The organism is Chromobacterium violaceum ATCC 12472 (genome assembly GCF_000007705.1).
GTDB classification, from domain to species: domain Bacteria; phylum Pseudomonadota; class Gammaproteobacteria; order Burkholderiales; family Chromobacteriaceae; genus Chromobacterium; species Chromobacterium violaceum.
The window spans coordinates 1,667,940-1,690,737 of the sequence record NC_005085.1; the positions used below are offsets into that span (position 1 = coordinate 1,667,940).

The following is a 22,798-nucleotide window of genomic DNA, read 5'->3' on the forward strand; positions in this document are numbered from 1 at the left end:
TCGCTCAGGCTTCCGGCCAGCGGTCCTGGTAAACCAGATCGTCCAGGTTCTGCCGCCGCGCCCAGTTCTGTTCTTCCAGCATCGGCCGCGGGTAGAAGGCCTCTACATGGCCGATGCACAGTATCGCCACCGACCGAGCGCCATCCGGCATGGCCAGCAAGGCGGCGAGCTTGTCCGGATCGAAGATCGACACCCATCCCAGGCCCAGTCCCTCGGCGCGGGCGGCCAGCCACATGTTCTGGATCGCGCAGGCCACTGAGGCCAGGTCCATTTCCGGCAAGGTGCGGCGGCCGAACACGTGGCGCTCGCGGCCGTCCATCAGCGCCGCCACCAGCACCTCGCCGCACTCCCGCAGCCCTTCCACCTTCAGCTTCATGAATTCTTCTTCGCGCTCGCCCAGCGCACGGGCGGTCTGGACGCGCTCTTCCTCCACCAGCGCGTGCAGGCGATGGCGCAAGTCCATGTCGCGGATGCGGATGAAGCGCCATGGCTGCATGAAGCCGACGCTGGGCGCGCAGTGGGCGGCGGCCAGCAGCCGCTGCAGGGTGTCGGGATCGACCGGGTCCGGCTTGAAGTGGCGCATGTCGCGGCGTTCGCGGATGGCGCGGTAGACGGCGTCGATGTCGGATTGTGGGTAACGGCTCATTTCAGGAACAACCTTGCTGCGGCGATCGGGTTCGAAGGGAAATAGGCGTGGAAATAGCTGGCCAGCAGGCTGCCGCGGCGATACAGGGCCTCGCCGGTTCCCGCGCCGCTGGCGCGCGCGGCGCGGGCAATCGGCTCCAGCGCCGTTTCCAGCCGGGTGTAGTGGAAGGTATGGCCGCGCAGCGCGCCGCCGGGAAAGTCCATTTGCTGCAGACCCAGCCCGCACAGCCTGTCTTGAAGGACCGCCTGGCCGGGCAGTAGCCCCAGCATCGCCGCGCTGTCGCCGTCGCGGTTGCTCAGCCTGTCCAGCAGGTAGAGCATGCCGCCGCACTCGGCGTACAGCGGCTTGCCGGCCTCAATGTGCGCATGCAGCGCCGCTTTCAGCGCCGTGTTGGCGGACAGCGCGCCCAGATGCAGTTCCGGGTAGCCGCCGGGCAGGTAGACCGCATCGCAATCGGGCAGCGCCGCGTCGGCCAGCGGCGAGAAGAAGGCCAGTTCCGCGCCCAGTTGGACCAGCGTTTCCAGATTGGCCGGGTAGACGAAGGCGAAGGCGGCGTCGCGGGCGATGGCGATGCGTTGGCCGGCCAGCAGTTGCGGCCATTCGACCTGCTTCACGACGGGAAACGCCACAGGCGGCGGCAATTCGGCCAAGGCGGTGGCGGCGATCTGCGCCGCCGCGCGGTCGAGACGGGCGTCGAGGTCGGCGATCTCCTGCGCCTGCACCAGGCCCAGGTGGCGTTCCGGCAGCCGCGCCGCCTCGTCGCGGCGCAGCGCCGCCAGCAGCGGCAGATGGGCGGGCAGCCGCTCGGCCAGCATCTCGGCGTGGCGCGCGCTGGCAACATGGTTGGCGACGAAGCCGTGGAAGGCCAAGCCGGGGCGGAAGCCGGCCAGGCCGTGGGCGACGGCAGCGAAGGTCTGCGCCATGCCGGCGGCGTCGATCACCGCCGCCAGGGGGATACCGAGCAAGGCGGCCAGGTCGGCGCTGCTGGGCGTGCCGTCGAACAGGCCCATGCTACCTTCCACCAGGATCAAATCAGCGTCGGCCGCGGCCTGGCGCAGCCGCGCGCGGCAGTCGTCCTCGCCGTTCATCCACAGATCCAGGCCGTAGACGGTATGGCCGCTGGCCCGTTCCAGAATGTAGGGATCGAGGAAGTCCGGCCCGGTCTTGAATACCCGCACCCGGCGGCCCTGATTGCGATGATGGCGGGCCAGCGCCGCGGTCACCGTGGTCTTGCCCTGGTGGGAGGCGGGCGCGGTCAGGAACAGCGCCGGGCAGCGCAGGGGCTTCATCAGAACTCCACCCCGCGCTGCGCCTTGATGCCTTGCTCGCGGTAAGGGTGCTTGACCAGCCGCATCTCGGTGACCAGGTCGGCGGCCTCCAGCAAGGCCTCCGGCGCGTGGCGGCCGGTGACCACCACGTGCTGCATCGCCGGGCGGGCGGCGAAGGCTGCCAGCACCTCGTCCAGCGGCAGGTATTCGTATTTCAGCACCACGTTCAGCTCGTCCAGGATCACCATCTCGTAATCGTCGCTTGCCAGCATCGCCAGCGCCTGCTCCCAGCCCTTGCGCGCGGTGGCGATGTCGGCCTCGCGGTCCTGGGTGTTCCAGGTATAGCCTTCGCCCATGGTGTAAAAATCGCAGTTGTCGAAGCCGCCCAGCAGATCGCGCTCGGCGGTGTGCAGCGCGCCCTTGATGAACTGCACTACGCCCAGGCGCATGCCGTGGCCGACGGCGCGCAGGCCCATGCCGAAGGCGGCGCTGCTCTTGCCCTTGCCGGTGCCGGTGTTGACGATGAGCAGGCCCTTCTCGCCGGTGGCGGCGGCCTTTTTCTTCTCGAAGCCCGCCTTGCGTTTCTCGGTCATGCGCTGGTGGGAGGCCGGATCGGTTTTCATTGTGTCGTCCTTGCGTGTGGGGCGCGCGCCGTCAGCGGCGCAGCAGCCAGATGAAGAAGGCGCCGCCGACGGCGGCGGTGCCGACGCCGACCGGGATGTCTTCCGGCGCGATCAGCGTGCGCGCGGCGGCGTCCACCCAGATCAGGAACAGCGCACCCAACAGCGCGCAGGCCGGCAGCAGGCGGCGGTGGTCGGCGCCGACGCAGCGGCGGGCGATGTGCGGAATCATCAGGCCGACGAAGCCGATCGCGCCGCTGACCGCCACCATGGTGCCGGTCAGCAGCGAGGAGGCGGCGAACACCGCCAGCCGCAGCCGGGTCACGCGTATGCCCAGCGTGACCGCGGTCTGCTCGCCGGCCATCAGCGCGTTCAGCGGGCGCGCCACCGCCAGCAGCGCGACGAGGCCCAGGCACAGCGCGGCCAGCGGCGCCGGCAGCAGCTCCCAGCGCGCCTGGCCCAGGCCGCCCAGCATCCAGAACAGCACCGCCGAGGCCGAGCGGTGGTCGCCCAGGTAGAGCATCAGATTGGCCAGCGCCATCAGCAGGAAAGACACGGCCACGCCGGCCAGCAGCAGCCGTTCGGCCTGCAGCCGGCGCTGGCGCACGGCGATGCCGGTGACCAGCAACGTGGCCAGCAAGGCGCCGGTGAAGGCGGCCAGCGGCAGCGTGGCGCCGCCCAGCACATTGCCGCTGAACAGCAGCACCGTCACCGCGCCCAGCGTGGCGCCGGAGCTGACGCCCAGCAGGTGCGGGTCGGCCAGCTGGTTGCGGGTGGTGGCCTGCAGCGCCGCGCCGACCAGCGCCAGGCCGGCGCCGACCGTGCCGCCCAGCAGCACGCGCGGCAGCCGCAGCTGCCAGATGATCAGGTCCTGGCCCGGCTGCCAAGCCGGCTCCACCGGCAGGCCCAGCTGGTGCAGCAGCACGTTGGAGCTGACGGAGAAGGCCACCGGCGCGGCGCCCAGGCCGGAGGCCAGCGGCAGCGACAGCGCCAGCAGGGCCAGCAAGAGGCCCTGCAGCGGCCAGGCCGTCAGGCGGTTGGCGGCGGCGCGGATCACTTGGAGAAGGCCTCCGGGTGCAGGCCGCGCGCCAGCGCGCCGATCGCGTCGGCATTGGCGATGCCGGGCGTCGCGCTGTCATACGGCAGCACGATGAAGCGCTTGTCGCGCACCGCGGCCATCTTGTTCAGCGCCGGGTGTTTCTGCAGGAAGGCGATCTTCTGCTGCGCGGTGACCTTGCCGTAGTCGATGATCACGATGGCCTGCGGATTGCGCGCCACCACGGTTTCCCAGTCGACGCGGGTCCAGCTGGCGTTGACGTCGGCGAGGATGTTGCGGCCGCCGGCGGCGCGGATCAGCGCGTCTGGCATCGCCAGCCGGCCGGCGCTGAAGGGGCGGTCCTCGCCGCTGTCGTAGACGAAGACCGACGGCGTGGCCTTGCGTTTCGCCACGCGGGCGGCGACGCCGTCGACCTTGGCGCGCATGTCGGCCACCACTTTTTGCGCGCGCGGCTCGACGTCGAAGATGCGGCCGAGGTTGCCGATGTCGCGGTAGACGTCGTCCAGGCTGGCGGCCGGGCGCTTCATCACGTGGGCGCAGGATTCGCTGAGTTCGTAGACCTGGATGCCCAGAGGCGCCAGCGAGGCCGGCGTCACCGGGCCGCCGACGCGCAGGCCGTAGTTCCAGCCGGCGAAGAAGAAATCGGCGCGGCTGGCCAGCAGCGCTTCCGAAGACGGGTAATCGCCGGCCAGTTCCGGCAGCGGGCCCAGCGCCTGCTTCAGCGGCGCGTTCAGCTTGTTCCAGGCGCTGATGCCGGTGTAGCCCGCCATGCGGCCTTGCAGGCCCAGCGCCACCATCATCTCGGTCAGGTTGATGTCGTGGCTGACCGCGCGCTGCGGCGCGCGCAGGAAGGTGACCTTGCGGTTGCAGCTGTCGACGGTGAGCGGGTAGCGGGTGGCGTGGGCCTGGGCGGCCAGCAGCGCGGCCAGGCCGCAGGCGATGAGCAAAGGCGGATTCATTTTCATGCGTTTTCTTCTTCCAGCAGGGTGATGCGGGGGTGGCCGGCTTGCGGGTGGCGGTCCACCAGCGCGCGCACGCCGAACACCTCGGCCAGCAGCGCCGGCGTCAGCACCGTTTCCGGCGCGCCGCTGGCGACGACGCGGCCGGTCTTCAGCGCGTACAGGCGGTGGCAGAAGGCGGCGGCCAGGTTGAGGTCGTGCAGGGTGGCGACGGCGGCGATGCCCAGCCGGCGCACCAGGCGCAGCAGCGACAATTGGTGGCGCAGGTCCAGATGGTTGGTCGGCTCGTCCAGAATCAGCAGCTCCGGCCGCTGCGCCAGCGCCCGCGCCAGCAGCGCGCGCTGCTTTTCGCCGCCTGACAGGGTGGCGAAGGGCTGATGCTGCTGCGCCGCCAGGCCGACCTGGGCCAGCGCGTCATCGACGATGGCGTGGTCGGCGGCGCTGCCGCCGCGCAGCAGCGATTGGTGCGGGATGCGGCCCATATCGGCCACCTCGCGCACGGTCAGGCCGAAGTCCTCCGGGAATTCCTGCAGCACGACGGCCACGCGGCGGGCGAAGGAGGCGGCGGATTGGCCCCAGATGTCGGCGCCGTCCAGCCTGGCCTCGCCGGCCAGCGGCTTGTTGAAGCGGAAGGCGCAGCGCAGCGTGCTGGTCTTGCCGCTGCCGTTGGGGCCGATGACGCCGACGAACTCGCCGGGCCGGACAGTCAGCGCGATGTCGCGCAGCAGCCTGGCCTCAGGCGCGGTCGCGGCGTCGGGCGACCAGTCCAGGCCGCAGAGTTCCAATGCGCTCACCGGCTAACTCCAGTGCGCGCCGGTGATGTCGCGCAGCAAGGCCACCACGCGCGGGCGGCTGGGGTGGTAGCCGATGAAGACCAGCTGCGCCTGGCGCGGCGCGGCCAGCGTGTCGTCGCGGCTCAGCTCGATACGGCTGCGCACGCCCTGGGCCAGCAGCCGGCCAGGACTGTCGGCGCAGGCGGCGAAGCCCTTGATGCGCAGCAGCGGCTCCTCGCGGGCGATGGCCTGCAGCGCGGCGGCCAGCTTGTCGGCGCACTGCGGCTCCTTGCTGCGGATCATGAACGATTGCCAGCCCGGGTCCTGCTCGTGGAAATGCTTGTGGGTGGCCAGGCCGTGGCTGTGCGCCGCCTGGCCGCCGTGGCTGTGGCCGTCCAACAGCGTTTGGTTGGCCAGCGGCCGCATCGCCAGCCCTGGCATGCTGGCCACCGGGCCGTAATGGCGGTGCGCGGCCGGCGAGGCCTCGTGCAGATGCAGGCCCAGCGTCAGCCGGGTGTCCAGCTTGGCCTCATAGGCCAGCTCGATGAAGCGGATCGACGGCGCTTGCTTGCGCACGGCTTCCTCCGCCGCCAGCAGCTGGTCGGCGGACAGCGCGTCTATCTTGTTCAGCACCACGATGTCGGCGTGGCCCAGTTGCTGGTCGAACAGCGCCGCCACCGCGTCGGTCTTGCCGCCGTCTCCGGCCGGCGCGAAGTGCCCGGCCAGCAGCAGCGGGGTGTCGACCACCGCCAGCGTCGCGTCCAGCACGAAATAGGGCGCCAGCGCCTCGCTTTGCAGCTGGGCCATCACCGCGCTGGGCAGCGCGAGGCCGGAGGTTTCGATCAGCACGTGGTCGATCTGCTGGCGGCGCTGCCACAGCGCCAGCATGGTGGGCAGGAAGTCGGCGTCGTCGTCGTAGGCGACCAGGCCGTTGGCCAGGTCGTGGATCTCGACGCCCTGGTTCTCGCCGTCGCGCAGCAGGCCGCCGTCTATCGACACCTCGCCGAACTCGTTTACCAGTATCGCCAGCCGCCGCTGCTTGTTGTTCTCCAGCAGCTTGGACAGCAGCGTGGTCTTGCCGGCGCCGAGGAAACCGGTCAACACGGTGACGGGAAGGCGCGGCGCGCTCATGCTTGTTCTCCCTTGGGCAAGGCCGCCAGCAGCGAGGCGAAGTCGCCGAAGGCCTGCGGATAATCCAGTTGCGGGCGGTCGATGACGATGAAGGGAATGCCCAGCGCCGCCGCGGCCGCGGCCTTGGCGTCGAAGCCGCCGGCCTCGCCGCCGTCCTTGCTGATCACGCAGTCTATGCCCCAGTCGCGCCACAGCGCCTCGTTGGCGGCCTGCGAGAACGGACCCTGCATCGCGCAGATGCGCGCGCGCGGAAGACCTAAGTCCAGCGCCCGCTGCAAATGCTGCGGGTCCGGCGCCAGGCGGACGAACCATTGCTGTTTCTGCTCGGCGTCGGCGGCGAGGAAGCGGTGCAGCTCCTTGCTGCCGGTGGCGAGGAAGATGCGCTGGCCGCGAGCCATCGCCAGCCTGGCGGCCGCGTCCGCGTCGGCGCAATGGATGACCGGATGTTCGCTGCCGCTGGCTGGCCGTTCGTAGCGCAGATAGGGCAGGGCCAGTTCCTCGGCCAGCGCCATCAGCTGTTGCGACATCTCGCTGGCGTAAGGGTGGGTGGCGTCGACGATGGCGCTGGCCCGGCTGCCGGACAGCAGCTCGCGGCGGCGCTCCACGCCCAGCCGGCCGCTGACGGTGGCGACGCCGGGCACGGCCTGCCGCGCCTGCTCGTTGCCGTAGTCGCTGGCGCTGCTCACCACCACCGGACGGCCGGTTTCGGCGATGGCGCGCGACAGCGCGTTGCCGTCGCTGGTGCCGGAAAACACCCAGGCCGCGCCGGCGGGCAGCGCGTCGGCCTTCACCGTGTCGCTGGTGTTGGACCAGTTGAAGTAGCCGCGCGGGGTGAACATCCACTCGCGCTTGCGGCGGGTGAAGCGGTTGCCGATGACGATGCTGGTCAGCATGTCGAAGCGGCGGGTCCGCAGCTCGGCCAGCGTGACGATCTCCACCGCCTGGTCTTCGCGGTAGGCGTTGCGGACGATGCCGCACAGCGTTTCCGGCTTCTTGTGCTCCAGCATGATGTCCAGGATGCGGTACACGCCTTCCTGGCGTTGGCGGCTCTGCACGTTGTAGAACACCACCGCCAGGTCGGCCTGGGCGATGTGGCGGGCGCGGGTTTCTATCCACTCCCACGGGCACAGCAGGTCGGACAGGCTCAGCGTGGCGAAATCGTGCGACAGCGGCGCGCCGAGCAGCGACGCGCAGGAATTGGCCGAGGTGATGCCGGGGATCAGCTGCACGTCGAACACATCGTCCTCGCGCATGTCTTCGTAGGCCAGCGTGGCCATCGCGTAGACGCCGATGTCGCCGCTGGACAGCAGGGCAACGGTCTTGCCGGCGCGGGCCTCCTCCAGCGCCAGCTGCGCGCGCTCGCGCTCCTGGGTCAGCGGCAGGGTGCGGATGTCTTTGCCGACGATCCACGGCTGCACCCAGGTCAGGTAGAGGTCGTAGGAGACGATCACGTCGCTCGCCGCCAGCGCCTGGCGGGCGAGGTCGGGGATCAGTTCGGCGCGGCCGGGGCCGACCGAGACGAGGTAGAGTTTGCCGGTCATGGGTTCATTCGTATTCATGGATGATGGCTATGCAATGTCGGGTATTGGTTTGCAGATGGTTTCTCGGGCAACAGGGGCTGCCTGGGGTTGTCTGCGTGCGAATCTTTGATTCGCTCAGCGGTAGGGAACTGGCCGCGCAGCCCCCTTGCCCGTCCAGAGGACGGAATAGAGGGGTAAGTTGTGGCAAGAACATCGGAAGGATGCTCTTTTGTGCCTGCTGCGCAGGAGATGTTTAGGGGCGGTTCCACCGCCGGGGGCAAGGGGGGCTGCGCGGCCAGCCCCCCTTGCAACCCCCAGGCCGCCCCTACGTCGCGCGAATTCCCGGCAAAAATCAGGCTGGCAAGGCGCCGTCGAACTCGTCCCGCGCTAGCGTCGCGGGACTCAGACAGGCGACGGCTTAAAACCTTGCCAGCCTGATTGTTGCCGGCGCGCGACAAAGGGGAGTGGGGGCGCGTCGTCAATGTTTTACCTTCTTGTATGGGCTCCATCGTGGCATCGGTGGCCATCGTCATGTTCATGCGAGCCATTCCACCCTGTCCTCCACCACCGCCACCGTCACCCCATCCACCGCGGTCTTGGGCACGATCAGCCGTCCTCTGGGGCTGGCGATCAACGCGCACGGCTCGCACACGCCGTCGACGCCGACGTTCTGCCGCACCCAGTCCGACGGCGCGCCGGTCCAGCCGCGGGCGGCGACGTCTTCGCGGGCGATCACCCTGAGCGGCAGCGCGTGGCGGCGGCAGAATTCCAGCAGGCCGGCTTCGTCGGCTTTCAGGTCTATCGTCGCCGCTTCGCGCACATCGGACAGCGGCCGGCCGGCCAGCGCTTGCCGCACCGCTTGTTCGATGGCTTCGGCGCTTTTGCCGCGGCGGCAGCCTATGCCTAAGGTCAGCGGCTTGACCGCCTCGGTGGCGGTGGTGATGGCCGGCACCGCGCCGGTCAGCCGTGCCGCTTCGTAGGCCAGCGCATTGGCGCCGCCTTCGTGGCCGGACAACAGCGGGATGGCGAAGCGGGCGGCTTCGTCCATCACCACCACCGCCGGGTCGCTGTACTTGCTTTGCGGCAGGCCGTCCAGGTAGCGGACGGCGATGCCGCTGGCCATGATCAATATCCAATGGCTGTGAAGGTGGAAGGCGGCGCGGAATTGCTCGCGGCCGCTGGCGTCGGGCTGCAGCCACGGCTGGTACAGCTGGGCGTCCAGCGCCGCCGCCAGCTTCCGGCCCAAGGGCAGCGCCTCGGCGCGCACCAGCCACACGGCGCGGCTCATGCCTGGCTTTCTTTCTGCAGGCTGGCCCGCTTGGTCTTGCGCTCGTCGCCGTCGCGGAAGATGTGGGTGAAGCCGGCCGCGTACAGGCTGGATTCGACGCCGCCTTCGCGCGACAGCGCCTCGCCGACCAAGAGCAGCGTGGTCAGCAGCCAGTCCTTCTGCTTCACCTCGTCCAGCATCCTGCCCAGCGTGCTGCGGTGGACCGATTGGTCCGGCCAGCTGGCGCGGCGCACCAGCGCCACCGGGGTATCCGGCGGGTAGTGCAGCGACAGGTCGGCGACGGTCTGCTTCAGCCGCTGGCCGGACAGGAAGATGCACATCGTCGCGCGGTGGGTGGCGAAGCTGGCGATGGATTCCGTCTCCGGCACCGCGCTGGCGCGGCCGCTGGTGCGGGTCAGGATGATGGACTGCGACACTTCGGGCCGGGTCAGTTCGCTGCCCAACGCGGCGGCGGCGGCGGTGAACGAGGACACGCCGGGGACCACTTCGTAGTCTATGCCCAGCGCTTCCAGCCGGCGCATCTGCTCATTGGTGGCGCCGTAGATCGCCGGGTCGCCGGAGTGCAGCCGCGCCACGTCTTTGCCCTCGGCCTGGGCGCGGCGGTACAGCGCTTCCTGCTGGTCCAGGTTCAGCTCGGCGGTGTCGTGGATTTCCGCGTCCGGGCGGCAGTGGCTGAGCATCTCGGTCGGCACCAGCGAGCCGGCGTACAGCACCATCGGGGCGGCGCCTAGCAGGCGGCTGCCGCGCAGCGTGATCAGGTCGGCGGCGCCGGGGCCGGCGCCGATGAAATACACTTTCATGAGTGGCGTCTTTCTCTGGCTGTCTTGCGGATCAGCATGGTGGCGAGGTAGCCGCTGGCGTCGGCGTCCAATTGCGAGACGTCGGCGCACAGCACTTCGCCGGGCAGGCCGATGCGGCGGGCGAAGGCGCACAGCTGGGCGATGCCCATCTGGTTCAGCAGCGCCAGCACCTCGGGCAGCCGCTTGCCTATCTTCATCAGCACCACGATGTCGTGGCTTTCGATATCCGCCCTCAGCTCGGCCATATCGTCGGGGCAGGGTAGGATCAGCATGCGTTCCTTGCCTTCGCCCAGCGGCCAGGACAGCGCCGACGCGGTGGCGGCGAAGCTGGTGACGCCGGGGAAGGTCTGCGTCTCTAGTTCTGGCAGCATTTCGCGCAGCGCCGCCAGCAGGTAGCCGTAAGTCGAATAAGTCATCGAGTCGCCTATGGTCAGGTAGGCGACGTTGCGGCCGGTTTTCAATTCGGCGGCCAGCCGCTCGGCCAGCGCGCCGTAATGGCGCGACAGCGCGCCGCGGTCCGGATTCATTTCAAACTCGATCTCGCGGAAGCGGCTTTCGTCCAGCTCCAGCCCGGCCAGGCATAGTCGGGCGACCGACGTGTCGCTGGAGGTAGCGCGCGGCAGGTAGACGATGTCGGCCTCGTGTAGCGCGGCCAGCGCCGCCACCGGAATCAAGCCGGCCGGGCCGGGGCCGACGCCTATGCCTATCAATCGTCCCAGCTTCATGCGGCCTCTCCCAGCGGGGTGCCGTCCATGCTGAACAGCCGCACCGCCACCTGCCGCACGCTGGGCACCTTGGTGGCCATCCGCGCGGCGGTGCGGCGTTCTATCTCCATCCAGTAGCCGCGCGTGTCCGGCTGGCTGTTCATAATTTGCACTACGTTCTCCACGGTATTCGCTTGTTTGATTTGCGCCACCAATTCAGACGGATAGCCCAGGTCGGCGGCGACGCCGGCGACGGCGTCCATCGCCATGCCGCTCTTGCCGGAGTGGGTGTCCCAGACGCCGTCCAGCAGCTTGGCGATCTTGCCGGGGTGGCCCAGCACCCACAGCGTGTCGAGGATGCGGCCCTGTTCGATCAGCACCGACTCGGCGAAGTCCAGCGAGTCGCCGACGAAGTTGGCGATCTGGACGACCTGTTTTTTCTCTAGCCCCAGCGTGTCGGCCGCGTAGCCGCGGCCTATCTTGCCGGGGGTGAAGGCGATGGCCGGCGGCAGCTCGCCCAGTGCCACCCGCACATAGACTTCGATCGACGCGATCCACGCCGCCTGCGACATCGGCTCGACGATGCCGCTGGTGCCGAGGATCGAGATGCCGCCGACGATGCCCAGCATCGGGTTGAAGGTGCGTTTGGCGATCTTGTCGCCGTCGACGCAGCCTATCGCCAGGTCGATGCCGGGGTCGGGCCGGCCGGCCAGTACTTCGTCCACCGCCATCCGCATCATCTGCCGCGGCACCGGGTTGATCGCCGGCTCGCCGGGCGGGATGCGCAGGCCGGGCTGGGTGACCATGCCGACGCCGGGCGCGGCCAGGAAGCGCAGCGCGCCGCTGCTGTTGAGCTTTACCTCGGCGAAGATCGTCGCGCCGTCGGTGTTGTCCGGGTCGTCGCCGGCGTACTTCAGCACCTCGGCGCGGACGGTGTTTTCGTCCAGCCAGGCCACGCTTTCTACCGGCACCGCCAGATAGAAATCCGGGTCCGGCAGGCTGATGAAGACCTCGTCGGCGTCCACGCCGTCCAGCAACAGCATCAGCGCCGCCTTGACGGCGGCGGTGGCGCAGCTGCCGGTGGTGCGGCCGCGGCGCATGCCGTTGGGGGCGGGGGCGGCGAGGTCGTAAGGCTGGCGCACCGGGTTCATTCTTCCCGTTGTTGCTGCTGATGGACGTGTTCGATCGCGTCTATCATCAGCGCGTTGACCACGGTGGCCGCCCACGGCGAGCCGCCGCGGGTGCCGCGGTTGGTGATGCGCGGCACTTGCAGCAGCGCGCGCAGCTCTTCCTTGCATTCGCGGGTGCCGACGAAGCCCACCGGCAGGCCCACCACCAGCTGCGGCCGCCAGCCGTGCTCGCGCACCAAGCGCACCACCTCGCGGATCGCCGTCGGCGCGTCGCCTATCGCCACCACGCAGTCGTTGCCGAATTTCTGCCAGGCGCGGCGGATGCCGGCGGCGGAGCGGGTGAGGCCGCTGGCCTCGGCCAGCAGCCGGGTTTCCTCGTCGTGCACGCCGCACCAGGTTTCCACTTCCAGCTGGCGCAGCACTTCGCGTTTCAGCCCGGTTTCCACCATGGTGACGTCGGTGACCACGCGGCGGCAGCGCAGCAGCGCCCGCATGCCGGTTTCGCAGGCGCCGGGCGAGAAGAACAGGTCGTCGACGCTGTTGAAGTCGCCGGTGGTGTGCACCAGCCGCATCAGCGCGGTGCGCTGCTCGGCCGGGAAGGCTGACCAGTCGCGGCCTTCGTCTATGATGCGCATGCTTTCCGCCTCGATAGGATGCGGGGTGTAGCGTTTCCAGGCCGGCGGCTGATTGGCGGCAGGCTCGCGCTCCAGCAGGCCGCGCACCTTGCCGTGGTGGCCGCGCTGCGGCTCGCCCACCTGCTGCTCGAAGCCGACGATCTGCACCCGGTACTTGCACAGCGCGCAGTTCATCGCGGCGCGGCCTTCCACGCCTTCCCGCGCCCTCTCCAGGAACACCTCGGCCACTTGGGCATCCGGGCCCAGGTAGCCGGCGCTGAGCACCTCGATTTCCGGATGGCGCGCCGCCAGGTCCGCCGCCGCGCCGTAGATGCGCTTGACCAGCACGCCGTCGAACAGGAAGTAGGGCAGCACCACGATGCGGCGGTAGCCCAGCATGGCGGCGGCGCGCAGGCCGTCCGCCACCAGCGGCTTGGCGGTGCCGGAGTAGCAGACGAAGGACGCGGCGAAGCCCAGGCCTTCCTCCAGCATGCGCGCGAGCTTGGAGATTTCGGAATTGGCGTCCGGGTCCGAGGTGCCGCGGCCCACCACCACCAGACAGGCGTCGTTGCGCGAGATGGTCTGCGGCGACGCGGCCTCGGCCTCGACGATGCGCTGGCGGCACAGCGCCAGCAGCCGCGGATGCAGGTCCAGCGCCGCGCCGAAGTGGAACGTCACGCCGGGATGCGCCTGCTGCAGCGCCAACAGCTCGCTGGGCATGTCGTTCTTGGCGTGGGTGGCGGCCAACAGCACGCCGGGCACCATCACCACGGTCTTGGCGCCGGCGGCGATCACCTGCTGCACCGCCTCGTCTATGGTCGGGCGGGCGAACTCCAGAAAACCGTGGGCGACGGGGCGCTCGCCGGCGCGCGCCTTCAGCGCGTCCACCAGCTGCATGAACTCGTTGACCCCGTCCGGGTCGCGGCTGCCGTGGCCGGCCAGCACGATGGCGTAGTCTGGCTGGCTCATTTGTGGGTCGGCTCGATCTGGCTGTCCATCGGCGCGAGCGTGCGGATCAGCATGATGCTCATGTCGGAGAAGCGCTGCTCGGCGCACTCGGCCAGCGTGCCGCGCCATTCCGCCTCGTTGCGGGTCAGGTTTTCCCACACTTCCACCGGCTGGCCGGCCGGGATGCCGTTTTCCAGCAGGTAGGCGGCGATATGCCAGGGCATGAAGGAGCGCGCCTCGTCCCACGGGCAGGGGATCACGATGGCGTTGCGGCCGTCCTGCAGCACGTGCACCAGGTGGCGCTTGAACGGGGTCAGGTCGCCGCGGCGGTGGAAGGTGATGAAGCTGGTCTCGTCGAAGCACACCTTGCCGCGCGAGGCCAGTATCTGCGCCGAGGAGATGCCCGGTATCGTCTCCACCGGGTGGCCGCAGGCGCGCTCCACCCGCTCCAGGTACTGGAAGCCGCTGAAGTGGATGTCGCCCATGAACACCACCACGCACTTCTTGCCGGCATGGTGGCGCTCGGCGACGATGTCCAGCTGGGCCACCTGGTCGCGGTAGCCCATCTGTATCACTTCGGCGCTGTCCGGGATCAGCGGGCGGACCACGTCCACCACCGCGTTGAAGCCGGCCACCACGTCGGCCTCGCGTATCAGTTGGGCCGAGCGCTGCGGCAGGTAGCCGATGTCGCCGGGGCCGGCGCCTATGCAGATGATCATGCGTATTCCTTTGGCTGCAATGTAGTCATTCGATTCTGTTCTACAGGACCCGGCAAAGCCGGGCCTCTTCATTGTGCGAGTTCAGTCGGCAGCCATCTTGATCCGCTCCCATCCTTCCGCTGAGCGAGCCTCAAGGCTCGCACGCATGCCGCCCTTGCCCTGCAAGGGAGCCTCGCTGCGCTCGAGTGCTGAGGGGCTACAGGACGCCAGCGCCACCGTCGGTCCGATGACGATCAGCGCCGGGCTGTGGATGCCGGCCGCGCCCATGTCTTGTTCCAAAGCGTCCAGGGTGCTCAGCACCTGGCGCTGCTGCGGCAGCGTGCCGTTTTCTATCGCCGCCGCCGGGGTGTCGGCTTTCAGGCCGTGGCGCAGCAGCTCGGCGCGGATCAGCGGCAGCCGTTTGACGCCCATATAGATCACCAGCGTCATGCCGCTTTGCGCCAGCGCCTGCCAGTTGGGCTCGTCGCCGTCCTGATGCGGATGGCCGGAGACGAAGGTCACGCCGTGGACGAAGCTGCGGTGGGTCAACGGAATGCCCAGCGTGGCCGGCACCGCCAGGCCGGCGCTAAGGCCGTTGACGATCTCCACCTCGACGCCGGCCGCTTGCAGCGTCAGCATTTCCTCGCCGCCGCGGCCGAAGACGAAGGGATCGCCGCCCTTGAGGCGCGCCACCGTTTTGCCGGCGTGGGCTTCGTCGACCATCCGCTGTTCGATGGCGGCTTGCGACGCCGACGGGCAGCCGCCGCGCTTGCCGACCGGCACGATTTCGGCGTCCGGCCGCAGCATGGCGCGAATGTCCGGATGGACCAGATCGTCCACCAGCGCCACGTCGGCCAGCTGCAGGCAGCGCGCGGCCTTCAGCGTCAGCATGTCCAGGTCGCCGGGGCCGGCGCCTATCAGGTAAACCTTGCCCGTCATTTCAGCGGCCCAGTCTTTGTTGAATCGTCAATGTCAGCTGCTCGCCGGTGAGGGCGTCGCAAGCCAGGTATTCCGCGCCCAGGGCCTCGGCCAGCTCGCGGGCGCGGCCCAGGCGGACGAAGTCCTGTTCGGTGTCCAGCACCAGCGCCGGCGCGCCGGCCAGCTGGCCGGCCAGGTCCAGCGCCTGCCGCCACGGGTCGCCGTCGCCGTCCAGCGCCACATTGGCGCGGCCGTCGCTGAGGATGACCAAGAGCGGCGCCGGGCCGCCGAGCTGGCGGGACAGCGTGTCGGCGGCCAGCGCCAGCGCGTGCGCCAGCGGCGTGCGGCCGCCGGTGGGCAGCTCGCGCAGCGCGGCTTCGGCTTGTTCGACGCGGTTGCACGGCGGCAGCAACAGCTCGGCCTTTTGGCCGCGGAAGGCGATCAGCGCCACCTGGTCGCGGCGGCGGTAGGCGTCTTCCAAGAGGCTCAGCACCGTGCCCTTGACCTGCTCCATCCGCTGGCGCGCGGCCATCGATCCCGACGCGTCCACCACCAGCAGGATCAGGTTGCCCTGCTTGGCGACGCGGACCTTGTCGTGCAGGTCGGCGCGGGTGACGGCGAAGTGGTCCGGATCGCGCAAGATCGCGTGGCGCAGCGTGGCGTCCACCGCCAGCTGGGCCGGCTGCGGATTGGCCTCGGCGCGCACGTAATGTCCGCGCTGGCGGCTGGCGCCGTCGCTGCGGCGGCCGGCCGCGTCGCCAGTCGACGGCGCCTGGACGCGGATGCGGGCGATGTCGCCGGCCGGCGCGGCGGCGAAGATCTGCTCCGAACCATGGCCGGTAGGCTTCGGCTCCTGCTCGCCGTCGGCGTCCGGCGGCGGCTGCGTGGCCTCGCCCTGGTCCTGCGGCAGCGGAGGCGGCGTGGACGCCTGCCGCGTCATCCGCTCCAGCTTGTCCTGGTCCAGCCCGCTCTGCTCGAAAGGCTTGCGGCGGCGGCGGTGCGGCAGCACCAGCCGGGCGGCGTCGCGGATGTCTTCGGCAGAGGCGTCAATGCGGCCGTCCAGCGCGGCCAGCGCGCGTGCGGCCTTGTTCAGCACGATGTCGGCGCGCAGGCTGCTGACTTCGAATTCACAGCACAGCTCGCTGACGAAGTGAAATAATTGGTCGCTGAGCCGGGTGTGCGGCAGCAGCGCGCGCGCGGCGGCGATGTTTTCGCGCAGCGCCTCGCTGTCGGTTTGCCACTGGGCGGCGAAGCCGGCCGGGTCGGCCTCGAAGGCCAGGCGGCGCCGCACCACTTCGGCGCGCAAGCCAGGCTCGCGCGGCGCGGCCACGTCCACCATCAGGCCGAAGCGGTCCAGCAACTGCGGCCGCAGATCGCCTTCTTCCTGGTTCATGGTGCCGAGCAGCGTCACCCGCGCCGGGTGGCTGACCGCCAGCCCCTCGCGCTCGACGGTGTTGACGCCCATCGCGGCGGCGTCCAGCAGCACGTCCACCAGGTGGTCGGCCAGCAGGTTCACTTCGTCGATATACAGCATGCCGCGGTGGGCTCCGGCCAACAGGCCGGGCTTGAACGCCTGCTTGCCGCCTTGCAGCGCCTTTTCGAAGTCCAGGCTGCCCAGCACCCGGTCTTCGGTGGCGCCCAGTGGCAGGTTGATGAAGGGCACCGGGCCGTCATGCAGCTCGCGCGCGCCGCCGGAGCATACCGGGCATAGCGGCAGCGGGTGGTCCGGCTCGCAGTTGTAGCCGCAGCCGGCGGCGCGGCGGATAGGCGGCAGCACGGCGGCCAGGCCGCGCGCGGCGGTGCTCTTGGCGCTGCCCTTGTCGCCGCGCACCAGCACGCCGCCGACGGTGGGGTCCACCGCGCAGATCAGCAGCGCCTGTTTCAATTGCTCTTGGCCGACGATGGCGGCGAAGGGGTAGATCGGACTCATGCTTTGTTCTCTCCGCGCGCTTCCAGCAGCGCTTCGCTATCCAGATGCAGCTGTTGCAGGGCGGCCAGCGTGGCTGGGTCCGGCTCCGCCCACAGCTGGCGCTGCGCGGCTTCCAGCAGGCGGTCGGTGATGGCGTTCAGCGCCCACGGGTTGCTGTCGGCGAAGAACTGCTGCATCGCCGGGTCCAGCGCGTAGCTTTGCGCCAGCTGCTCGTACACCCAGTCGTCCACCACCTGGGCGGTGGCGTCATAGCCAAACAGATAATCGACGGTGGCGGTCAGCTCCAGCGCGCCCTTGTAGCCGTGCTTCTGGATACCGGCGATCCACTTGGGGTTGGCCACCCGCGAGCGGAACACGCGCAGCACTTCCTCCTTCAGCCCGCGCACTGCCGGCGCTTCCGGATTATGGCTGTCGCCGAAGAAGGCGCGCGGCTGGCGGCCGCTGAGGCTGCGTATCGTCGCGATCATCCCGCCGTGGTACTGCAGGTAGTCGTCGCTGTCGAAGATGTCGTGCTCGCGGTTGTCCTGGTTGTGCAGCGCCACTTCCACGCCGGCCAGCCGGTGGCGCAAGGCGTCGCGGGCGTCGGCGCCGTTGGCCTCGCGGCCGTAGGCGTAGCCGCCCCAGTTGACGTAGGCGGTGGCGAAGTCGGCGTCGTTCCGCCAGTTCTGCTCGTTGATCAGCGGCAGGATGCCGGCGCCGTAGCTGCCTGGCTTGGCCCCGAACACGCGGTACAGCGATTGCGCGTCGGCGTCGGGCAGCGCGCCCAGCAGCTCGTTCTTCAGGTCGGCCAGGTAGTGCTTGCGCAGGAAGTTCTGCTCCACCGGCTCGTCCAGCCGCGCCACGGTGTGCACCGCCTCGTCCACCAGCGAAATCAGGTGCGGGAAGGCGTCGCGGAAGAAACCGCTGATGCGCACGGTGACGTCGATGCGCGGTCGGCCCAGCTCGGATAGCGGGATCACTTCCAAGCCCTGCACGCGGCGGCTTTCCTGCTGCCAGCGCGGCTTGACGCCGAGCAGAGACAGGATTTCGGCGATGTCGTCGCCATGGGTGCGCATCGCGCTGGTGCCCCACACGCTGATGGCCACCGATTCCGGATACTGGCCGGTTTCCTTCAGATGGCGCGCCAGCATCTCGCGCGCCAGGCCGTCGCCTATGCGCCAGGCGGCGTGGGACGGCAGGCTGCGCGGGTCCACCGAATAGAAATTGCGGCCGGTGGGCAGGATGTGGGCCATGCCGCGCGTCGGCGCGCCGCTGGGGCCGGCCGGCACGTAGCCGCCTTCCAGGCCGCGCAGCAGGTTGTCTATCTCCTCGGCGGTGCGGGCGAGCTTGAGGCACAGCTCGGCGCAGATGAAGTTCAGCACCCGTTCCAGATCGGCGTTCGGCTCGACGCCGAGCAGGATGTTTTCGACAGCGGCCGGGATGGCTGCGGCGTGGTAGCCGCGCGCGGCCAGCTCGGCGATCAGCGCGCGCGATAGTTTCATTACCGCGTCGTGCGCGTCGGCGCGGGTGACCAGCGGCTGGCCGGCCAATGCCTGCAAGACGGCTGGCGTCTCGGAAAGGCGCTTGCCCTGGTCTTGCTGCCATAGGACCCAATCGCCGCCGCAGGCCGCCGCGACGCTGGCCGGCAGGCCGGGTATGGCCAGATTGGGCAGCCGGGTCAGCCCCAGCAGCATGTCGACCAGCGCCTCGCCCTGCGGCGCGTTGCCCAGCACGTGCAGGCCGTCGCGGATCTGCGCCGCGCCCAGCTCGCACAGATAGCCGTCTATGTCTTCGATCAGGTGGGCGACGTCGACGCCGTCCATCTTGGCCAGGCTCAGCGGCACGCCGTCTTCGTTCAGCGTGTCGTCCCAGTCGTGGTCATGGTCGTGGTGGTCGTGGCCGTGATGATCGTGATGGTGGTCATGGTGATGGCCGTGGTCGCCATGATGGTGATGATGGCGACCATGGTCGTGGCCGTGCGCGGCCTTGGCCGGGCGGTATTTCGCCGCAGCGGCCGTCGCCGGCTTCATCGCGGCCGCCGGCTTGGCTGCCTGCGGCCGGTACTTGCCGTGGACGGCGGCGGGCGCGCGCTGATGGCCGCCATGCGGATGATCGTGGCCATGGTCGTGATCGTGCTCATGCCCGTGATCGTGGTCGTGCTTCAGCATCGCCGCCAGGTCGGTGTCGAGCTTGGCTTCCTTGATCAGGTCCCAGATCTGCTGCTGCAGCAGCGGCAGCTTGTTCGGGTCCAACAGCTCCACCTGGTAGTACTCGTCCACCAGCTGGGTCAGCTGCGCCAGCGGGCCGTAGCTGTCGGCGGTGGTCATCGCCGGCGTCAGGTGGTCGATGATCACCGCGTGGCCGCGGCGCTTGGCCTGCGAGCCTTCGCCCGGATCGTTGACGATGAAGGGGTAAAACAGCGGCATGTCGCCCAGCAGCGCGTCCGGGAAGCAGTGCTGCGACAGGCCCACGCCCTTGCCCGGCAGCCACTCCAGCGTGCCGTGTTTGCCGACGTGGACGATGGCGTCGGCCTGCCAGTCGTCGCGCAGCCAGCGGTACAGCGCGTAGTAGTGGTGGGTGGGCGGCAGGTCCGGCGTGTGATAGATGGCGTCCGGGTCCATGCCGTAGCCGCGTGGCGGCTGCAGCGCGACGAAAACGTTGCCGTAATCCAGGCCGGAGAACACCAGATCGTCGCCGTCGACATAGGCGCCGCCCGGCGGCTGGCCCCAGCGTTGCAGCATCTTGTCGCGCAAGCTGTCCGGCAACTCGTCGAACCAGGCTTGGTAGCGCTGGGCCGGCACGCGGGCGGCGGCGTTTTTCATCTGTTCGGCGCTCAGGTAGTCCTGATCGTAAGCGCCGCGGTCTATCAGCTCGTGCATCAGCGCGTCGCTGTCCGGCGGCAGCTCGGCCATTTGGTAGCCGCGCGTCTGCATGCCGCGCAGCATAGCGTATAGAGACGCGGGGGAATCCAGGCCCACCGCGTTGCCGATTTGAGAAGCCTTGCTGTTGGAGTTGGTGAAGATGAAGGCGATGCGCTTGTCGGTATTGGGCACATGACGCAGCCGCGCCAGCCTGGCGGCGATGCCGGCCAGGCGGCGGGCGCGGTCCGGCAGCGGCGCGTATTGCTCGGCCTGGCCGGCCTCTGCCGGTTGCTTGAAGCTCAGCGGCACGCCGATGATGCGGCCGTCGAACTCCGGCAGCGCCACGTTCATCGCGGTGTCCAGCGGATTGAAGCCGCGGTCGGACGCTTCCCATTGCTCGCGGGTCATGCTGCTGGTGATCGCCTGCAGCACCGGCAGGTCCAGCCGGTCCGACGCCTCCACCGCCCAGCCGGGCTGGGTAGGGCCGTCATTGTTGATGTCGCCCATCGCGAACGAGGTGGTGTTGATCAGCAGGGACACCTGGGCGCGCGGGTCGGCCAGCAGCGCCAGCGCCGCCGGCAAACCTCCCTGGTCTATGGTCCGCAAGGACGAGGTGAACACCGGCAGCGCATTGACGCCGCGCTCGGCCAGGCAGTCCACCAGCAGGTCGATGAAGCGGGTGTTGCCGGACAGCCAGTGGGCGCGGTAGAAACACAGGCCGACGCTAGGCCAGTCCGGGTTGCGGATTGCAAGCCAGTCGTCCAGCGAGCAGGGCGCGGCCAGCGCCGGGTGGTAGATCCCGTGCTCCGGCAACGGCCGCGGCGGCTGGTAGCCGAAACCGGTCAGCAGCAGCCTGTCGGCCAGGCAGCGCATCAGCTCGCCCAGGTTGGCGCTGCCGCCGGCCTGCAGATAGGCGTGGACGTCCTGCTGCAGCGATACCGGCGCGCTGCACAAGGCCTGCAGCTCCGGGTCCGGCTCGCCGGTGCCGCTGACCACGATGACCGCGGCCTGCAAGCGGCGGGCATGGGCCAGCAGCCGCTCCAGGCCTGGGATGGCGTCGGCGCGGCCCAGCACGCGCAGCACGATGGCGCGGGCGTGGGCCAGCTGGCCGTCCAGCAGCGCCTGCATCGCGGCCTCGTCGGCTATGCCTTGCAGCGAAATGCCGGCGACGGCGGGGAAGTCTTCCGGCCAGCGCGCGCGCGACAGCGCGGCGAGGTCGGTGCCGGCATGGCTCAATAGTGCGATTTCGGCATTCATGGCTGCGGTTCCGTTTCAATGTCGCCGATGCCGGTTTTATGGAACACCAGCTCTTCAACCGGAACGCCGCCCTTCAGATGCTGGCAGACGATGCGCTCGATATCGGTTTCGTTCACCTTGCGGTACCAGACGCCGTCCGGGTACACCACCATCACCGGGCCCTCCTTGCACACGGCGAAGCAGTGGCTGCGGGTGCGCTTGGCGCGCAGGCCGTCGCAGGCGTCTATGGCGCGTCCCAGGTGCAGGAACATCGCTTCCGAGCCCTCGCCGCCCGGCGTGCAGCGCGGGCCGGTGCACATCAGCACGTGTTTGTCGTGCGTTCTCATTGAATCTCCGGGGCCAATTGATCGAAACGCTTCCATTTGTAGATGGCGGCGGAGGCGAGCCAAGTGAGCAGGAACACGCCGACCACGAAGTAGCCGAAGTGGGCCAGGTTTTCGTTCAGTTCCGCCACCAGATCCCATGCGCCGCCGGACAGCCGCATCTTGTTCACCAGCAAGCCCAGCGCTTCCAGCCCGCCTATGCCCACCGCGACGACGACGGAGACGAAGGTGATGGTCAGGTTGTACCACAGCTTGCGCACCGGCTTGACGAAGGCCCAGCCGTACACCTCAACCATCAGCAGGCTGTCCAGCGTGTCCACCAGCGCCATGCCGGCGGCGAACAGCACCGGGAACACCATGATGTGCCACAGCGCCACGCCGTGCGCGCTTTGCGTGGTGGCGATGGCGAACAGGCCGATCTCGGTGGCGGTGTCGAAGCCCAGGCCGAACAAAAAGCCGATCGGCAGCATGTGCCAGCTCTTGGTCACCATCTTGAACAGCGGCCGCAGCAGGCGCGCCAGCAGGCCCTGGTTGTTCAGCAGCAGGTCCAGCTGTTCGTCGCAGATGGGCTCGCCGGCGCGGGCGCGGCGAAAGGCGGACCATACCGCGCGCAGCGAGGACAGGTTGATCATGGCCAGCGCCAGCAGGAAAAAGGCCGATACGCTGACGCTGATGGTGCCGCCGATTTCGCGGAAGCCGTCGATGCGGCTCTGCAGCGCGGAGGCGGCCATGACGATGACGGCGACGGCGAACACCACCACCGCCGAGTGGCCGAGCGAGAAGAACAGGCCCACCGCGGACGGCTGGCGCTTCTCCTGCATCATCTTGCGCACGGTGTTGTCTATGGCGGCGATGTGGTCGGCGTCCACCGCGTGGCGCAGGCCGAACAGGTAGGCGAGCAAGGCGGTGGCGAGCTGGGCCGGATAGTCGGCGAAGGCGGCGAACGCCCAGGCCCAGGCCAGCAGGTTGGCCAGGATCAGCCCGGCGAGTATGGGAGCGTGGCGCGCCAGTCGGCGGCCGACGGACGGCGCGGTGGATGGATGCATGGTGCCCTCGGAGACGATACTCGTCGCGCAAGCGAGGGCACAGACCGCCGCGTATCCATGGACGGCGCATGTGCGTATCCCCCGGTACACCCCGCCCGGCTTCTGCTTGCGTCGACACGTTTGACGGCCGGTCTCCTGGCTCGCGCGTCGCCGTCCGGGCGCCGCCTTCCCGACCTTGCTAAGGGCCAGTGGCGTCAGGCGTGGACTCTGCGCTTACAGTTGCGGGGGCAGCCGCGGCATTCCACCGCGTTCCCGTTTCACCCTTTTGGGGCACCGTCAAGAATGGCAAGAATGATACGCGACAAGCTTGGGGCTGTGAACCGAAATG

18 protein-coding genes, 1 pseudogene and 1 riboswitch are annotated in these 22,798 nt (G+C 69.3%); all 19 genes and pseudogenes read right to left on the reverse strand.

All coding sequences use genetic code 11. The features are described from left to right. Positions 1 to 4: 4 nt before the first annotated feature. Positions 5 to 646 carry a 5,6-dimethylbenzimidazole synthase gene (gene bluB / locus CV_RS07605; protein ID WP_011135107.1) on the reverse strand — a complete coding sequence of 214 codons (642 nt, stop codon included), beginning with the start codon at positions 644 to 646 and terminating at the stop codon, positions 5 to 7. Continuing rightward, a complete protein-coding gene (locus tag CV_RS07610; protein ID WP_011135108.1) occupies positions 643 to 1,935 on the reverse strand; it encodes a cobyrinate a,c-diamide synthase in 1,293 nt (430 codons plus the stop codon). Before CV_RS07610 ends, bluB begins: the two co-directional genes overlap by 4 nt. Continuing rightward, the gene (gene cobO, locus CV_RS07615) at positions 1,935 to 2,537 is read right to left on the reverse strand and encodes a cob(I)yrinic acid a,c-diamide adenosyltransferase (protein ID WP_011135109.1); all 603 of its coding nucleotides are present in this window, start codon (positions 2,535 to 2,537) and stop codon (positions 1,935 to 1,937) included. The genes CV_RS07610 and cobO overlap by 1 nt, the downstream gene beginning before the upstream one ends. Positions 2,538 to 2,568: 31 nt before the next feature. After that, a complete protein-coding gene (locus CV_RS07620; protein ID WP_217870821.1) occupies positions 2,569 to 3,591 on the reverse strand; it encodes a FecCD family ABC transporter permease in 1,023 nt (340 codons plus the stop codon). Beyond that, positions 3,588 to 4,556, reverse strand: coding sequence for an ABC transporter substrate-binding protein (locus tag CV_RS07625; protein WP_217870818.1), 969 nt, complete (start codon positions 4,554 to 4,556; stop codon positions 3,588 to 3,590). The genes CV_RS07620 and CV_RS07625 overlap by 4 nt, the downstream gene beginning before the upstream one ends. A 254-nt stretch (positions 4,557 to 4,810) precedes the next feature. Then, a pseudogene (locus CV_RS07630) lies at positions 4,811 to 5,344 on the reverse strand (ABC transporter ATP-binding protein); the annotation flags it as partial. A gap of 3 nt (positions 5,345 to 5,347) precedes the next feature. Continuing rightward, entirely contained in the window at positions 5,348 to 6,454 is a 1,107-nt protein-coding gene (locus tag CV_RS07635) for a CobW family GTP-binding protein (protein ID WP_011135113.1), read from the reverse strand. Continuing rightward, positions 6,451 to 7,995 (reverse strand): precorrin-3B C(17)-methyltransferase, encoded by a 1,545-nt coding sequence (gene cobJ, locus CV_RS07640; RefSeq protein ID WP_011135114.1) that lies wholly within the window; start codon positions 7,993 to 7,995, stop codon positions 6,451 to 6,453. The genes CV_RS07635 and cobJ overlap by 4 nt, the downstream gene beginning before the upstream one ends. 514 nt (positions 7,996 to 8,509) lie before the next feature. Continuing rightward, a complete protein-coding gene (locus CV_RS07645; protein WP_011135115.1) occupies positions 8,510 to 9,262 on the reverse strand; it encodes a cobalamin biosynthesis protein in 753 nt (250 codons plus the stop codon). Continuing rightward, positions 9,259 to 10,062, reverse strand: a complete 804-nt coding sequence (gene cobM, locus CV_RS07650; RefSeq protein WP_011135116.1) for a precorrin-4 C(11)-methyltransferase — start codon at positions 10,060 to 10,062, stop codon at positions 9,259 to 9,261. The genes CV_RS07645 and cobM overlap by 4 nt, the downstream gene beginning before the upstream one ends. Continuing rightward, positions 10,059 to 10,787, reverse strand: a complete 729-nt coding sequence (gene cobI / locus CV_RS07655; RefSeq protein WP_011135117.1) for a precorrin-2 C(20)-methyltransferase — start codon at positions 10,785 to 10,787, stop codon at positions 10,059 to 10,061. Before cobI ends, cobM begins: the two co-directional genes overlap by 4 nt. Then, entirely contained in the window at positions 10,784 to 11,917 is a 1,134-nt protein-coding gene (cbiD, locus tag CV_RS07660; protein WP_011135118.1) for a cobalt-precorrin-5B (C(1))-methyltransferase CbiD, read from the reverse strand. Before cbiD ends, cobI begins: the two co-directional genes overlap by 4 nt. After that, positions 11,914 to 13,479, reverse strand: coding sequence for a precorrin-8X methylmutase (locus CV_RS07665; RefSeq protein ID WP_011135119.1), 1,566 nt, complete (start codon positions 13,477 to 13,479; stop codon positions 11,914 to 11,916). The genes cbiD and CV_RS07665 overlap by 4 nt, the downstream gene beginning before the upstream one ends. Then, complete coding sequence (locus CV_RS07670) at positions 13,476 to 14,177, reverse strand: cobalt-precorrin-7 (C(5))-methyltransferase (RefSeq protein ID WP_011135120.1); 702 nt, start codon at positions 14,175 to 14,177, stop codon at positions 13,476 to 13,478. The genes CV_RS07665 and CV_RS07670 overlap by 4 nt, the downstream gene beginning before the upstream one ends. 81 nt (positions 14,178 to 14,258) lie before the next feature. Further along, positions 14,259 to 15,095: a uroporphyrinogen-III C-methyltransferase gene (cobA, locus tag CV_RS07675; RefSeq protein WP_011135121.1), complete on the reverse strand. Its 837-nt coding sequence runs from the start codon at positions 15,093 to 15,095 to the stop codon at positions 14,259 to 14,261. 1 nt (position 15,096) lies between these two features. Further along, on the reverse strand, positions 15,097 to 17,004 hold the full coding sequence (locus CV_RS07680) for a putative cobaltochelatase (RefSeq protein ID WP_011135122.1): 1,908 nt from the start codon (positions 17,002 to 17,004) through the stop codon (positions 15,097 to 15,099). Beyond that, positions 17,001 to 21,101 carry a cobaltochelatase subunit CobN gene (locus tag CV_RS07685; protein ID WP_011135123.1) on the reverse strand — a complete coding sequence of 1,367 codons (4,101 nt, stop codon included), beginning with the start codon at positions 21,099 to 21,101 and terminating at the stop codon, positions 17,001 to 17,003. Before CV_RS07685 ends, CV_RS07680 begins: the two co-directional genes overlap by 4 nt. Beyond that, a complete protein-coding gene (locus CV_RS07690) occupies positions 21,098 to 21,427 on the reverse strand; it encodes a (2Fe-2S) ferredoxin domain-containing protein (protein ID WP_011135124.1) in 330 nt (109 codons plus the stop codon). Before CV_RS07690 ends, CV_RS07685 begins: the two co-directional genes overlap by 4 nt. Further along, positions 21,424 to 22,470: a HoxN/HupN/NixA family nickel/cobalt transporter gene (locus CV_RS07695; protein WP_043595795.1), complete on the reverse strand. Its 1,047-nt coding sequence runs from the start codon at positions 22,468 to 22,470 to the stop codon at positions 21,424 to 21,426. Before CV_RS07695 ends, CV_RS07690 begins: the two co-directional genes overlap by 4 nt. A 107-nt stretch (positions 22,471 to 22,577) precedes the next feature. Beyond that, positions 22,578 to 22,763, reverse strand: a riboswitch (cobalamin riboswitch). Positions 22,764 to 22,798: the final 35 nt, after the last annotated feature.

What these genes read in the sequence shown, in the direction of transcription:
- cobI (WP_011135117.1), bottom strand. Translation starts at nt 10,787, where the DNA reads ATGAAGCTGGGACGATTGATAGGCATAGGCGTCGGCCCCGGCCCGGCC.
- cobO (WP_011135109.1), bottom strand. Translation starts at nt 2,537, where the DNA reads ATGAAAACCGATCCGGCCTCCCACCAGCGCATGACCGAGAAACGCAAG.
- CV_RS07685 (WP_011135123.1), bottom strand. Translation starts at nt 21,101, where the DNA reads ATGAATGCCGAAATCGCACTATTGAGCCATGCCGGCACCGACCTCGCC.
- CV_RS07645 (WP_011135115.1), bottom strand. Translation starts at nt 9,262, where the DNA reads ATGAGCCGCGCCGTGTGGCTGGTGCGCGCCGAGGCGCTGCCCTTGGGC.
- CV_RS07670 (WP_011135120.1), bottom strand. Translation starts at nt 14,177, where the DNA reads ATGATCATCTGCATAGGCGCCGGCCCCGGCGACATCGGCTACCTGCCG.
- CV_RS07695 (WP_043595795.1), bottom strand. Translation starts at nt 22,470, where the DNA reads ATGCATCCATCCACCGCGCCGTCCGTCGGCCGCCGACTGGCGCGCCAC.
- cbiD (WP_011135118.1), bottom strand. Translation starts at nt 11,917, where the DNA reads ATGAACCCGGTGCGCCAGCCTTACGACCTCGCCGCCCCCGCCCCCAAC.
- cobA (WP_011135121.1), bottom strand. Translation starts at nt 15,095, where the DNA reads ATGACGGGCAAGGTTTACCTGATAGGCGCCGGCCCCGGCGACCTGGAC.
- cobJ (WP_011135114.1), bottom strand. Translation starts at nt 7,995, where the DNA reads ATGACCGGCAAACTCTACCTCGTCTCGGTCGGCCCCGGCCGCGCCGAA.
- CV_RS07680 (WP_011135122.1), bottom strand. Translation starts at nt 17,004, where the DNA reads ATGAGTCCGATCTACCCCTTCGCCGCCATCGTCGGCCAAGAGCAATTG.
- CV_RS07690 (WP_011135124.1), bottom strand. Translation starts at nt 21,427, where the DNA reads ATGAGAACGCACGACAAACACGTGCTGATGTGCACCGGCCCGCGCTGC.
- CV_RS07610 (WP_011135108.1), bottom strand. Translation starts at nt 1,935, where the DNA reads ATGAAGCCCCTGCGCTGCCCGGCGCTGTTCCTGACCGCGCCCGCCTCC.
- bluB (WP_011135107.1), bottom strand. Translation starts at nt 646, where the DNA reads ATGAGCCGTTACCCACAATCCGACATCGACGCCGTCTACCGCGCCATC.
- CV_RS07625 (WP_217870818.1), bottom strand. Translation starts at nt 4,556, where the DNA reads ATGAAAATGAATCCGCCTTTGCTCATCGCCTGCGGCCTGGCCGCGCTG.
- CV_RS07665 (WP_011135119.1), bottom strand. Translation starts at nt 13,479, where the DNA reads ATGAGCCAGCCAGACTACGCCATCGTGCTGGCCGGCCACGGCAGCCGC.
- CV_RS07635 (WP_011135113.1), bottom strand. Translation starts at nt 6,454, where the DNA reads ATGAGCGCGCCGCGCCTTCCCGTCACCGTGTTGACCGGTTTCCTCGGC.
- cobM (WP_011135116.1), bottom strand. Translation starts at nt 10,062, where the DNA reads ATGAAAGTGTATTTCATCGGCGCCGGCCCCGGCGCCGCCGACCTGATC.